The organism is Gordonia sp. i37 (genome assembly GCF_002043085.1).
GTDB lineage: Bacteria > Actinomycetota > Actinomycetes > Mycobacteriales > Mycobacteriaceae > Gordonia > Gordonia polyisoprenivorans.
The window spans coordinates 1-12969 of the sequence record NZ_MVPX01000123.1 but is presented as its reverse complement, the minus strand read 5'-3'; the positions used below and the strand labels follow the sequence as shown (position 1 = coordinate 12969).

General features: G+C 67.0%; 10 protein-coding genes. 1 reads left to right on the top strand and 9 read right to left on the bottom strand.

Annotated elements, in window-relative coordinates; genetic code table 11:
• The 6 genes from B1964_RS05815 to B1964_RS05790 form a co-directional block, all read right to left on the bottom strand.
• On the bottom strand, nt 1-783 hold a 783-nt coding region (locus B1964_RS05815), incomplete at its 3' end, for a phosphotransferase family protein (protein WP_079929192.1).
• Between the two features lie 58 nt (nt 784-841).
• Nucleotides 842-2110, bottom strand: a complete 1269-nt coding sequence (locus B1964_RS05810; protein ID WP_079929191.1) for an acyl-CoA dehydrogenase family protein — start codon at nt 2108-2110, stop codon at nt 842-844.
• Nucleotides 2111-2167: 57 nt separating this feature from the next.
• Nucleotides 2168-2989 (bottom strand): SDR family oxidoreductase, encoded by an 822-nt coding sequence (locus B1964_RS05805; protein WP_079929190.1) that lies wholly within the window; start codon nt 2987-2989, stop codon nt 2168-2170.
• 55 nt (nt 2990-3044) lie between these two features.
• Nucleotides 3045-4886: an ABC transporter permease subunit gene (locus B1964_RS05800; RefSeq protein ID WP_079929189.1), complete on the bottom strand. Its 1842-nt coding sequence runs from the start codon at nt 4884-4886 to the stop codon at nt 3045-3047.
• Nucleotides 4883-6064: a spermidine/putrescine ABC transporter substrate-binding protein gene (locus B1964_RS05795; RefSeq protein ID WP_020171762.1), complete on the bottom strand. Its 1182-nt coding sequence runs from the start codon at nt 6062-6064 to the stop codon at nt 4883-4885. Before B1964_RS05795 ends, B1964_RS05800 begins: the two co-directional genes overlap by 4 nt.
• Nucleotides 6061-7176, bottom strand: a complete 1116-nt coding sequence (locus B1964_RS05790) for an ABC transporter ATP-binding protein (protein ID WP_079929188.1) — start codon at nt 7174-7176, stop codon at nt 6061-6063. Before B1964_RS05790 ends, B1964_RS05795 begins: the two co-directional genes overlap by 4 nt.
• Nucleotides 7177-7308: 132 nt before the next feature.
• On the opposite strand from B1964_RS05790, the gene B1964_RS05785 reads away from it, so the two are divergent.
• Complete coding sequence (locus tag B1964_RS05785; RefSeq protein ID WP_079929187.1) at nt 7309-8733, top strand: FAD-binding oxidoreductase; 1425 nt, start codon at nt 7309-7311, stop codon at nt 8731-8733.
• 57 nt (nt 8734-8790) lie between these two features.
• On the opposite strand, the gene B1964_RS05780 is transcribed toward B1964_RS05785, so the two are convergent.
• The 3 genes from B1964_RS05780 to glyA form a co-directional block, all read right to left on the bottom strand.
• Nucleotides 8791-10098, bottom strand: coding sequence for a PhoH family protein (locus B1964_RS05780; protein WP_079929186.1), 1308 nt, complete (start codon nt 10096-10098; stop codon nt 8791-8793).
• A 454-nt stretch (nt 10099-10552) separates the two neighbouring features.
• Nucleotides 10553-11425, bottom strand: a complete 873-nt coding sequence (locus tag B1964_RS05775) for an acyl-ACP desaturase (protein WP_079929185.1) — start codon at nt 11423-11425, stop codon at nt 10553-10555.
• A gap of 82 nt (nt 11426-11507) precedes the next feature.
• Nucleotides 11508-12839: a serine hydroxymethyltransferase gene (gene glyA, locus B1964_RS05770; protein WP_290440678.1), complete on the bottom strand. Its 1332-nt coding sequence runs from the start codon at nt 12837-12839 to the stop codon at nt 11508-11510.
• Between the last annotated feature and the right edge of the window lie 130 nt (nt 12840-12969).

Here is a 12969-nt window from a genome sequence, read left to right as displayed (position 1 = left end):
CCCCCCCCCCCCCCCCGGCCAGTACGCCAAGGTGCTGCCGATGTCGGCGAGCGGATCACCCAGGGTCGACAACTCCCAATCCAGTGCCGCCCGTACCCTTCCACTCTCCGGATCGATCATGACGTTGCGGATGTGGAAGTCCCCGTGGACCAGTCGGGTCTCCCGTTGTTCGGGGGCACTTGCCGACAGTCGTCGGGTCAACTCGTCCAGCGCCGGGATCTCGCGGGTCTTCGACTTCTCCCACTGCGCGCTCCACCTCTTGAGTTGGCGTGCCGCGTAGGGCGTGTGGCTCGCCAGGTCGGCCAAACCGGCCTGCTCGATGTCCACGTCGTGGATGCGGGCGAGGGTGTCGATCATCGACTCCCCCACCGCCCGCCGTATCGCGGGCGAGAGCGCCTGCGCCGCCGGGAGCCGGTCTAGGACGACACCGTCCACGAACTCCATCACCACCAGCGGAACAGGACTCACCAACTCGTCGGTGCACACACCGAGGACGGCCGGAACCGCGACGTCGGTCGGGGCCAGCGCAGAGAGGATGCGCGCCTCGCGCACCACGTCGTGCGCCGAGGCCAGTAGGGTGCCGACCGGCGGACGACGCAGCACCCATCGGCCATCGGCGTCATCGGTGAGGAGATAGGTGAGATTCGACTGACCGAATCCGACGCGCGTGCACCGCACCGTGCCGGCCCACTCGATACCCGCTCCGCGCAGCCAGCCGAGCAGGGCGACGGGATCGACCTCGGCGATCTCCGCCAGTTCCCCCGCCACGTCGGTCTCACTCATTGCCCACTCTCCACTCGATCACCGGACTCTCTTGCGCTGCAACGGCTTCCCGCTTCGATCAGTACCGGGCCGAGAGCGCGTCGTCGGACACGCCGGCCACCGTCTCCGGCACCGTGGCGGCTTCCCGGTAGCTGCGCAACTCGCGGCGGGCGATCGCGCGCTTGTGTACCTCGTCGGGACCGTCGGCCAGGCGCAGCGTGCGCAGGTGCGCGTAGGCCATGGCCAGCGGGAAGTCGTCGGTGACACCGGCACCTCCGTGAACCTGGATGGCGCGGTCGATGATCTTGAGCGCCATGTTGGGCGCAGCCACCTTGATGGCGGCAATCTCGGTCGCCGCGGCCTTGTTGCCGACGGTGTCCATCATGTATGCGGCCTTGAGGGTCAGCAGCCGCACCATTTCGATATCGATGCGCGCCTCGGCGATCCAGTCCTGGATGTTGGCGCGATCGGCGAGTGACTGTCCGAACGTCGAGCGTGCGGCCGCTCGCCGACACATGAGTTCCAGTGCCCGCTCGGCCATCCCGATGGTGCGCATGCAGTGATGGATGCGGCCCGGCCCCAGACGCGCCTGGGCGATCGCGAATCCCTCACCCTCTCCCTTGAGGACATCGGTCGCGGGCACCCGGACGTTCTCGAACACCAACTCGCCGTGGCTCTCCCGGTCGACGTAGCCGAAGACGGGCAGGTTGCGCAGGATGGTGAGACCCTCGGCGTCGGTGGGCACCACCATCATCGACTGCTGTCGATGGGTGGGGGCGGTGGGATCGGTCTTGCCCATCACGATGAGTACCTTGCAGTCGGGCCGCACCGCGTTGGAGGCGAACCACTTTCGTCCGTTGAGGACGTACTCGTCGCCGTCACGGACCATCTGCAACTCGATGTTGGTCGCGTCGGAGCTGGCGACCGCGGGCTCGGTCATCGCGAATGCCGAGGCGATCTCACCGTCGAGCAGGGGCTTGAGGTAGCGCTGCTTGTGTTCGTCGGTGCCGAAGAGGGTCAGTACCTCGATGTTACCGGTGTCGGGGGCGTTGCAATTGAACACCTCCGGCGCCCAACCGACCCGTCCCATGATCTCGGCGAGATGCGCATACTCCAGGTTCGACAGCCCCGGCCCCCATTCGGCGTAGGGGTGGAACAGATTCCACAATCCTTCGGCCTTGGCCTTTGCCTTGAGTTCGATCAGGATGTCCGGGGTGGCATGGGGATTGGCCGACTCCCGCATCTGTTGGTCGTAGACGGCCTCGTTGGGATAGACATAGGTGTCCATGAAGGCCAGCAGTTTCTGCCGGTATTCCTCGGCGCGCGGTGATGGCTCGAACAATGTCATGGTTGTCTCCTCGATGAGAGCGGTTGTGGTCTCGACGGATTCGCCGACGGTGGCGCTTCAGGCGTCCTGCTGTGCGAGCAGCGCGGCCTGATAGCGCCGCATCCCGCGCAACCACCTGTCGTAGTCGGCGCCCTTCTGGCGGTACATCTCGAGCACCTCCGGATGCGGCAGGATCAGGAAACGCTCATCGGCGATCGCCGCCAGCACGAGGTCGGCGACCTCTTCGGGCGTGATCACCGCGCCGGCGGTCTCGACCGCTCGCTGCATCAGGCGCTCGCCGTCGGTGTCCGGCGCATGGTCGGGACGCAGCAGCTTGGTGTCGACGCCCATCGGGCACAGACAACTGACGCGTATGCCGGCGTCGCCGTAGGTGGCGCTGAGCCACTCGGCGAACCCGACCGCCGCATGCTTGGTCACCGAGTAGGTCGCCGACCCCAGTTGGGTGAGCAAGCCGGCCGCCGACGCAGTGCTGACGAAGTATCCGCGGCCGCGTTCGCTCCACTCGGGCACGAGCCGACGCGCGGCGCGTACGTGTGCCATCAGGTTCACGTCGATGACGGTGTCCCAGTCGTCGTCGGTGACATCCAGACCCGCCGCACCGCCGATTCCGGCGTTGGCGAAATACAGATCAACGGGGCCGAAATGCTCACCGGCCGTGGCGAGCACGTCGTCGATGTGCGCGTTGTCCGAAGCGTCGCCGGCCAGCGCAATCGCCTGGCCACCGGCTTCGATGATCGCCTCGGCGGTGCGCGCGACGGCGTCGGAATCGAGGTCGGTCAGCACCACGCGGACGCCGGCAACGCTCAGCGCGCGGGCGATCGCGCCACCGATGCCGCCGCCGGCACCGGTGACCACGGCAACTGTGTTCTGGATCTCCATGCCCCGACCGTACTTGAACCCGGTTTCACCTTCAAGGTTCGGGTCGGGTCGTGCCTCAGCCGATCATCTTGGTCATCGAGGTCGCATCCTCCCCCGACCTGCGCAGCACGAGGGCCGACAGCGCCAGCACCACCAGCGTCAGGACGAGCATCAGCGTCGACATCGCGGCCACCTCCGGCCGCAGGGCGATACGCACCGCGGAGAATATGTAGACCGGCCACGGCGTGTAGCCCGGCTGCTGGACGAAGGTCGAGATCACGACGTCGTCGAGACTGAACGTGAAGGCCAGCATCATCCCGGCGACGATGCCCGGGGTGGCGGCGGGCAGGATCACGTGCCGCAGCCGCGCGAGCGGCGAGGCGTAGAGATCTGCGGCCGCTTCCTCGAGTGCCGGATCGAGGGCCGACACCCGAGCTCGCACGATGAATGTCACCACAACCATCGACACCACTGCGTGCGAGATGACCAACCGCACCAGACCGTTGTTGAACGGCAACAGATTCCAGTCGACGCCGAGCGTGACGTACCAGGGCAGGAAGGCCACCGCATCGGCGATGTCGGGCGTCACCAGGGTGACCGTCAGCAGGGCCAGCAACCCCACCGACCACCAGCGCGGGCGCCGCGACATCCCGATGGCGATGCCGGCCAACGACCCCAGGAGCGTGGCCAGCAGAGCCGACAGCAGGCCCACCTCCAAGGAAATGCGCACACTGTGCAGGATCGTGTCGTCGGTGAGCGCGTCGCGGTAGGCGCCGAACCCGAATCCCTCGAACGAGGCGAGCACACGCCCGGTGTTGAACGAGTAGGCGACGATCACCAGGATCGGTAGGAACAGGAAGGCATAGACCACGACCGCCCACACCTTCAGGCAGATCGAGTACCAGTCCCGCCGGGTGCGCAGCGGCGTCATCACCAGACGCGGCAGGGCGCCGAGATCGGCCGGGCCGCCGGTCGGCAGCGTCACCGAGAAGACCCGCCGATCCAGCACCACCGCAACACCTTTGACGACGAGACCGGCGAGCACCACGCACACGAGCACCATCATCATCAGCGATACCGTCATCGCACTGCCGAGCGCCCAGTTCTGGGCGGTCTCGAACTGCGCGGCGATCATCTGCCCGGCCATCGTGCCCTTCGCACCGCCGAGGACCGAGGGTGTCACGTAGTCGCCCATCAACGGTATGAACACCAGAAGCGTGCCCGAGACGATGCCCGGCGACGCCAGCGGCAGCGTGATCCGGAAGAACGTCGTCCAGCGGTTGGCACCGAGATCGCGCCCGGCCTCCCGCAGCGACAGACCCGCCCGATCCATGGCGACGAACAGGGGGAAGATCATCAGCGGCAGGTAGTTGTAGACCACGCCGACCTGCACCGCGGCGCGGGTGTAGAGGATGCCGAGCTCGCCCAGCCCCACGCTCTGCATCACGCCCGAGAGCCATCCCGACGGCGCCAGGGTGATCTGCCAGCCGATGGTGCGCACCAGAAAGTTGGTGAAGAACGGGATGATGATGAGCGCGAGATAGATCGGTCGTCGTCGCGGATTCGATTTGACCGCAAGCCAATAGGCGAACGGCACACCGACGGCAAGCGCGATCACCACTCCGGTGACGGCGATGGTGAGGGTGTTGTAGAAGGTCGACCGGTAGTCCGCGCCGAAGGCTTCCGAATAGCGACCGAAGCTCAGTTGGTCGGTGGCATAGGTGGTGAACTGGTCGGGTTTGTAGCCGAAGCTGTACCACACCACCAGGGCCACCGGGACGACGAAGAAGAACAGCAGATACGCCCAGGCCGGAAAGGTGAGCCCACCTGCACCGAACAACCGTTGCCGCCATGGCGGTTTCGGGGTCGGGCTGATCGGTTCTGGGGTGATCGCGGGGGTGTCGACGGTAGTGGTCATCGGGCGCTCCTCGCCTGCATCTGGCCCAGGATCTCGGTGCGTTCCTGGGTGGCCGAGTCGACATTGGCCGACACCAGCCGATCGACCACCTCATCGGGTGGGAACAACAGGTCGGGGTAGTCGAGGTCGGCGGCCCGGCCCTTCTCCGCCATCCCTTTCACCCCGGTCTGGTAGCCGATGTACTCCATCTCCCGGTACGACACCTCCGGGTCGAGCATGTAATTGATGAATTCGTGTGCGGCGACCGGGTGTTGGGTCCCGCGCACGATCGCGAAGTTGTCGACGAACAGGTTGGCCGTCGGCAGCGGATAAACGAATCCCCACTTGTCGGGGTCGCTCTCGTTCGTCAGCGTCAGACGCGCATCGCCGTTCCACGCCTGCAGCAAGCTGTAGGCGCCGCCCGACACCACCGACGTGATCGACGAGTTGTAACCCTGCAGCGTCGGGGCGAGATCGTTGACGAGCAGTGTCCGGGCCGCGGCGAGATCCTTCTCGTCGGTGGTGTTGGGGTCGATGTTCAACGCCCCCATGGCGATCGAGACCACCTCCCAGGGATCCTCGAGGACACTGACCTTCCCCCGGGCCGGCCCCTGGGCCAGCTCGATGAAATCGCGCCAGGTGGTCGGCGTCCTCGTCGTCAGCGACTTGAGATACATGAATCCGGTGGTGCCCCAGTCCTTGCAGGCGCCGTAGCGCGAGCGCGGATTCCACGGCGGGTCGAAGAACCGCTCCTCCAGGTTGGCGAGGTTGGGAACGCGCGCATGATCGAGCGGATCGAGCAGGTCGTGCTCCACCATCTGCGGGATGTACACCCCGGTGGGCACCACCACGTCATACCCCGAGGTTCCGCGTGCCGCAGCGAGTTTGGCGATCATCTCCTCGTTGGAGCCGAAGGAATCGACCTGTAGCGTGACCCCGTAGCGGTTCTCGTAGCCGTCGAGATCGTTGGGGTCCTCATAGTCGCCCCAGCTGTAGTAGTTCAGCCTGCCCTCGGCGGCCGCGCCCATCGGCGCCGAGCTCGCGATCTTGTGACTACCACCGCACGCCGACACCGTGACCCCGGCGACCGCCACACCGATTCCGGCGAGGAAGCTGCGACGGGTGATCCGCGCGACGGACCGATTCGGCACCAGTGCGCGCACCGCGTCCGATGCGTCCGACGCTGTGCGGGCGGTCATTTGGCGTACACCCGGGCGTCGGAGGCGGCGAAGGTGCACCGCACACGCTGTCCCTCGTGCAATGGCGGGAAGTTGCGGGTGGCGCCGCGTACGAGCACCTCGGTGCCGGCGTCGGTGGTGACCACCACCTGCGTCAGGTCGCCGAGGAACGACACGCCTGCGGCGGTGCCGGACACGACGTTGTCGGCGGCGTCGACGTCGGAGTCGTTCTCGGCGAACCAGATCGCCTCCGGGCGTACCGCGACGACCAGGCCACCGGTGGCGTCGGCCGAGATCTCGGCGACGGCGAAACGCCCGTCGGTGGTGGCGATGCGTCCGTCCTCGTAGTCGCCGGTGACGTCGAAGAAGGTCTGTTTGCCGATGAAGTCGGCGACGAACCGGTTGGTCGGCGCGGCGTAGATGTCCTTACCGATGCCGACCTGGGCGATGCGCCCCTCGCTCATCACCACGATCCGATCGCTCATCGACAATGCCTCCTCCTGATCGTGGGTCACGAAGATGAAGGTGGTGCCGAGCTCCTTCTGCAGCAGTTTGAGTTCGATCTGCATCTCCTCGCGCAACTTGCGGTCCAGCGCGCTCATCGGCTCGTCGAGCAACAGCACGTCGGGCCGGTTCGCCAGCGCGCGGGCCAGCGCCACCCGCTGCTGCTGACCGCCGGAGAGCATGGCCGGTTTGCGGTCGGCGAAGCGCGTCATCTGCACCAGATCGAGCGCGTCGGCGACGCGTTGGCCGATCTCCTTCTTCGCCACCTTGCGTTGTCGCAGACCAAAACCCACGTTCTGCGCGACCGTCATGTGCGGGAACAACGCATAGGACTGAAACACGGTGTTGACCGGGCGGCGTTCGGGTGGCACATCCACGATCGAGGCACCGTCGAGCAGAATGTCACCTGCGGTGGGCCGCTCGAAACCGGCCAGCATGCGCAGCAGCGTCGTCTTGCCACACCCCGACGGGCCCAGCAGCGACACGAACTCGCCGGCGGCGACGTCGAGATCGATGCCGGTGACCGCGACGTGGCCGTTGGCATACACCTTGCGGATCGCCCGGAGGGCGACCGCACCGCGGGTGGTCGGCACGGGCTCGGCAATCGGAGCCTGCGAGACAGTGGTCATGGTGGGCCTTTCGTGGCGACCACGCCGGCGGCGGGCGGGTCGGTCGAACCTTGGGAGTATCGATTACGGCAGTCCTTCGCTGAAATCGTCACGGATTCAGTCTCCGATCGCCAACTGAACAACTGATTCTTAATGCGCGCGCAACATTCAGCGACGTACGGTGGCCACATGCGCAACGGCGACGTCTCCTTCTGGCACTCCACCACCGGACCGTCGGCGCCACGGCCACCGCTGCCGGGCGATCGCGACGCGGACATCGCGATCGTCGGCGGCGGACTCACCGGCCTGTGGTCGGCGTACTACCTCGCCGAGCGCTTGCCCGACGCGCGCATCGTCGTGCTCGAGCGCGAGTTCTGCGGTTTCGGCGCCAGCGGCCGCAACGGTGGATGGCTCTCGGCCGAGGTCGCGGGCAATCGCCGCACCTACGCGGCGGTCGCCGAATCCCGCGGTCGCGACGGTCTCGACGCGAATCGCCGTCTCACGGCGACGATGCGGTCCGGCGTCGACGAGGTTCTCGACCGCATCACCAACGAGTCCATCGAGTGTGACGCGGTGAAGTCGGGGGTCCTGCACATCGCCCGTTGCGCGGCACAGGACGCCCGACTACGCGCCGAGATCGAGCACGAGGAGCATCTCGGTGGTCGATGGGAGTATCTCGACGACGTCGCCGTCGCCGAACGGATCACCGTTGCGGGTGCACGATCGGCAATGTACTCATCTCAGTGCGCGCGGGTGAACCCGGCAAAGCTCACCCGGGGCGTCGCCGACGCGGTGGCCCGCCGGGGCGTACAGATCTTCGAGGGCACCGCCGTCACCGGCATCGGTCCGCGCCGGGTCGACACCGATCGCGGTGTGGTGCGGGCCGAATCGATTCTGGTCTGCCTCGAGGGCTTCACCGCCACCATGCCCGGTACACACCGCAAGCTACTGCCGATGAATTCGTCGATGATCGTCACCGAGCCAGTCGACGACGAGATCTGGGACCGCATCGGATGGGGCGGGTGCGAGCTGCTGGGCGAGACCGCTCACGCCTACACCTACTCGCAGCGCACCGCCGACGGCCGGATTGCGTTGGGCGGGCGCGGTGTTCCCTATCGATTCGGTTCCGGCATCGATGATCGTGGCCGGACCCAGGAGCGAACGACGGTGTCCCTGATAACCGCGTTGCACGAGATGTTCCCGGCCACCGCGGACACCCCGATCGCCCACACCTGGTGTGGGGTGCTGGGGGTGAGCCGGGACTGGTCGGCGTCCATCTGCTACGACCCGGTCACCGGAATCGGTTCTGCCAGTGGATATGTGGGATCAGGCCTGACCACCACCAACGTGGCCGGGCGAACGCTGTGCGACCTCGTCGCCGGCGACCGCACCGATCTCACCGACCTACCGTGGGCCGGACACCGCACACGCAACTGGGAACCAGAACCGCTTCGTTGGCTCGGCGTGGCGACGATGTACGCCGCCTACCGCACGGCCGATCGACGTGAACTGGCCGATGGCTCATCGCGGACGAATGTCATCGCACGGATGGCCGACCGGGTGTCGGGTCGGTCCTGAACCCCGACACCCGATGCGACTCAGTAGGTTTCGAGCACCCTGACTTTCACCCGGGGATCAGTACGCCGCGCCCGGCGCGAATTCCTCGAGCACTTCGGTCACGAGCGCAGCGATCGGCGACCGTTCGCTGCGGGTCAGCGTGATGTGCGCGAAAAGCGGGTGGCCCTTGAGCTTTTCGATGACTGCCGCCACCCCGTCGTGTCGTCCGACGCGCAGGTTGTCGCGCTGCGCGACATCGTGGGTGAGCACCACCCGCGACCCCGACCCCAGACGCGAGAGCACGGTCAGCAAGACGTTGCGCTCCAGCGACTGTGCCTCGTCGACGATCACGAACGAGTCATGCAATGACCGGCCACGAATGTGGGTGAGCGGCAACACCTCCAGCATGCCGCGTGCCAGCACCTCCTCGATGACTTCTTGCGAGGCAAGGCCTTCCAGCGTGTCGAACACCGCCTGCGCCCACGGGCCCATCTTCTCGTCGGCGCCGCCGGGTAGGTATCCGAGCTGCTGTCCGCCGACCGCGTAGAGCGGCCGGAAGACGACCACCTTGCGCTGGGTCCGTCGTTCGAGGACGGCTTCCAGTCCGGCACACAAGGCCAACGCGGACTTGCCGGTTCCGGCCTTGCCGCCCAGCGACACGATGCCGACACCGTCGTCGAGCAGCAGATCGAGCGCCACACGCTGTTCGGCGGAGCGCCCGTGCAGACCGAAAGCCTCGCGGTCGCCGCGCACCAACTGCACTTGCTTGGCGTCGTTCACCCGGCCCAGCGCACTCGACGAGCCCTGACCGATCAGCCGAACCCCGGTGTGGCACGGCAGTTCCCGCGCCGCGTCGATGTCCACGACGCCGTCGGCGAACAGGGTGTCGATGGCGGGCTGGTCGACGTCGAGTTCGGCCATCCCCGACCATCCGGAGACCACGACATCCTGGGCGTGGTACTCGTCGGCGGCCAGGCCCACCGCGCCGGCCTTCACCCGCAGCGGCGTGTCCTTGGAGACCAGGGTGACGTTCTTACCCTCGGCCCGCAGGTTGAGTGCACACGCGAGAATCCGTGAATCGTTTGTCTCCGTGCGGAATCCGGCCGGCAGTACGGCCGGATCGGTGTGATTGAGTTCCACCTGTAACGTGCCGCCCTCGTCCCCGATGGGGAACGGCATGTCGAGTCGACCGTATTCCAGCCGCAGATCGTCGAGGAGCCGCAAGGCCTCACGTGCGAACCAGCCGAGCTCGTGGTGGTGACGTTTGCCCTCGAGTTCGCCGATGACCACCAGCGGAAGAACCACATGGTGTTCGGCGAAACGGGTGACCGCCCAGGGATCAGAAAGCAGGACGGAGGTGTCGAGGACGTAGGTGCGTGTGGTCACGTGGGCTCCTACATTTGTGCGGCGCCCGCACAAACCAGTTCAAGTCGACCGGCTGGGTCTCGGTCCGCTCCGGTTAGCCGAAGTGGACGGGGACCGGGGCCGGCCCCCTCGCGCTGCTCTTGCAAACCACGAATGAGAACCTCCCGGACGAACCGCTTCCCCGCGGCCCGTCACTCGCCAACGTACGCGGTGTGGCGCGTGGCGGCGCGCCGGAGAAGGTGTGTCGGCGTGAATTTCGCGTAAACGCACGTATCGTTTGAGCGAAGTGACGATGGCGCCGCCACCGGGGGAAAAGCCGTGCTCAATCGGCATGTCCGGAACAGTTTTCACCGCCGGTGACTGGCCGGGGACAGCGCCGGAACCGCGTGCGACGCGAGACCGCGGCACCCGCTCACGCACACACTCCCGGCACCCACGTGATCGCGGGGTACCGGGAGTGTGGTGAGTCGGCGGACTATCGGCCGGCGAGCGCCTGGATGCGCTGCCGTGCGGCCTGCGCGTCGTCACCGAGTTCCTGCAAGCTCTCGAGCTTGAGGCCGTCGGCGATGGCGGCGGCGATCGCCGTGTGCGTCTCGCCGCTCTCGTAGTCGGCGATCAGCGCGCGCTCCGCGTCGAAGTCGTCGATGTCGAATCCGATGGGCTCGGTGGTCAGTCGGGCCAGTGCCTCGTCGACGGCGATCACGGTGGCGTCCTGATCGGCGACGAGCCCGGCACCGAGGAAGTTGGTGAAGGTCCGGGCCTGCAGTTCGTCGTCACCGACGATCTTGGTGAGGATCGTCTGGTAGACGTCGTCGGTCACCGCGGTCGCCAGACGCTTGACGTAATGCACGCACTGGTACTCGTGCACCGCCATCAATGCCAGGACGTCGAGCGGGCCGAGATCCCGGACGAGCTCGGGACGCTGACGGTAACCCTTGGTGACGTGCTCGCGACGACGCTCCTCGGCATCGACCGGGTCGATCGCGCGACGCACCACCAGGTAGTCGCGCAACACGATGGCGTGCCGGTTGTCCTCGGCGGTCCACACCCCGACGAGCTGACGCCAGTCGGAGAACGCCGGGAAGTGCTTGGCGAGCACACGGTGGTAGGACGGCAGGTTGTCCTTGGTGAGCAGCAGCGCGAGGGTGCCGGCGCGCGCCTCGTCGGACAGCGTCGCCTGCGACGGATCCCAGTCGTCACCGCCGAGGAAGGCAAAGTTGCGGCCGTCGTCCCACGGCACCCAGTCGTGCGGGTTCCAGGGCGTGGCCGCCGCGGCGTGATCCTCGGCGATCTCCGGAAGCGCCTTCTCGAGCGCAATGATCAGGTCGTCTTCGGTGAGTGCGTTCATCGCGTAAGAGGATACGGATGCGTAACCATCGGGGGCAATCCGGACATCGCCTGCGTGGCGCGCCGCCCGCCGCGACGGCCGATCAGATGCGGCTCATCAGCCCCCACGACTCGAGCCCGTCGTAGAGGGGGAAGTCCAGCGCGAGACGCGACACGCGTGCCCGCAACGCCGAGGTGTCGGCGCCGGTCCCGGCGGCCAGCGCGGTAGCGATGATGTCGGCGACCTCGGTGAACTGCTCGTCACCGAACCCGCGGGTGGCCAGCGCAGGGGTTCCGATCCGCAGTCCGGAGGTCACCATCGGCGGGCGCGGATCGAAGGGCACCGCGTTGCGGTTCACGGTGATGCCGACCTCGTGCAGCAGATCCTCGGCCTGCTGGCCATCGAGCGGGCTGTTGCGCAGATCGACGAGCACCAGGTGCACGTCGGTGCCGCCGGTGAGCACCGAGACACCGGCCTTGGCGACGTCGGCGCCGGTGAGCCGGTCGGCGAGGATCTTTGCGCCGGAGAGTGTGCGACGCTGCCGCTCGGCAAACTCTTCGGTGCCGGCGATCTTCAGTGCGACCGCCTTACCGGCGATGACGTGCATGAGCGGACCACCCTGCTGACCGGGGAACACCGCCGAGTTGAGCTTCTTGGCCCATTCCTGCTTGGCCAGGATGATGCCCGAGCGCGGTCCGCCGAGGGTCTTGTGGACCGTCGAGGACACGACGTCGGAGGCGGGTACCGGGTTGGGGTGCAGCCCGGCGGCGACCAGGCCGGCGAAGTGCGCCATGTCGGTCCACAGGTAGGCGCCGACCTCGTCGGCGATCGAGCGGAACGCGTCGAAGTCGAGGGTGCGCGGATAGGCCGACCACCCGGCGACGATCACCTTCGGGCGGGTGTCGAGGGCGATCTTGCGCACCTCGTCCATGTCGATGCGGAAGTCCTCTTTGCTCACGCCGTAAAAGACGTTCTCGTAGAGCTTGCCGGAGAAGTTCAGTCGCATCCCGTGGGTCAGGTGCCCGCCGTGTGCGAGGTCGAGACCCAGCAGGGTCTCACCCGGATTCATCAACGCCATCAACACCGCGGCGTTGGCCTGCGCGCCCGAATGCGGCTGCACATTGGCGAAGTCGGCTCCGAAGAGCGCCTTGGCCCGGTCACGCGCGATGTCCTCGACGACGTCGACGTACTCGCAACCGCCGTAGTAGCGCCGACCCGGATATCCCTCGGCGTACTTGTTCGTCAGGACGCTGCCCTGCGCCTGCAGGACCGCGCGCGGGACGAAGTTCTCCGACGCGATCATCTCGAGGGTGTCGCGCTGCCGGCTCAACTCGCCGTTCATCGCGGCGGCGACGTCGGGGTCGACGTCGACCAGCGACATCGCGTTCACCGACGTCGAGTTCACGGACTGTGCGGACGAGGCGTTCTCGGTCATGCCCGCAAGTCTATGGGCCCGGCGCCCGCTGACCGAATCCCCCGGGCCATCCTGTGAGGTCCTCCGGGGCGAGGTCAGGCGGTCTCGCCGAGTTCGGCCCGCAACGACGCCGGGATCAACGGCTCCCCCC

Coding starts and splice junctions, on each gene's coding strand:
- glyA (WP_290440678.1), bottom strand. CDS start 12,839: ATGACCGAGAACGCCTCGTCCGCACAGTCCGTGAACTCGACGTCGGTG.
- B1964_RS05800 (WP_079929189.1), bottom strand. CDS start 4,886: ATGACCACTACCGTCGACACCCCCGCGATCACCCCAGAACCGATCAGC.
- B1964_RS05805 (WP_079929190.1), bottom strand. CDS start 2,989: ATGGAGATCCAGAACACAGTTGCCGTGGTCACCGGTGCCGGCGGCGGC.
- B1964_RS05775 (WP_079929185.1), bottom strand. CDS start 11,425: ATGAACGCACTCACCGAAGACGACCTGATCATTGCGCTCGAGAAGGCG.
- B1964_RS05795 (WP_020171762.1), bottom strand. CDS start 6,064: ATGACCGCCCGCACAGCGTCGGACGCATCGGACGCGGTGCGCGCACTG.
- B1964_RS05810 (WP_079929191.1), bottom strand. CDS start 2,110: ATGACATTGTTCGAGCCATCACCGCGCGCCGAGGAATACCGGCAGAAA.
- B1964_RS05785 (WP_079929187.1), top strand. CDS start 7,309: ATGCGCGCGCAACATTCAGCGACGTACGGTGGCCACATGCGCAACGGC.
- B1964_RS05790 (WP_079929188.1), bottom strand. CDS start 7,176: ATGACCACTGTCTCGCAGGCTCCGATTGCCGAGCCCGTGCCGACCACC.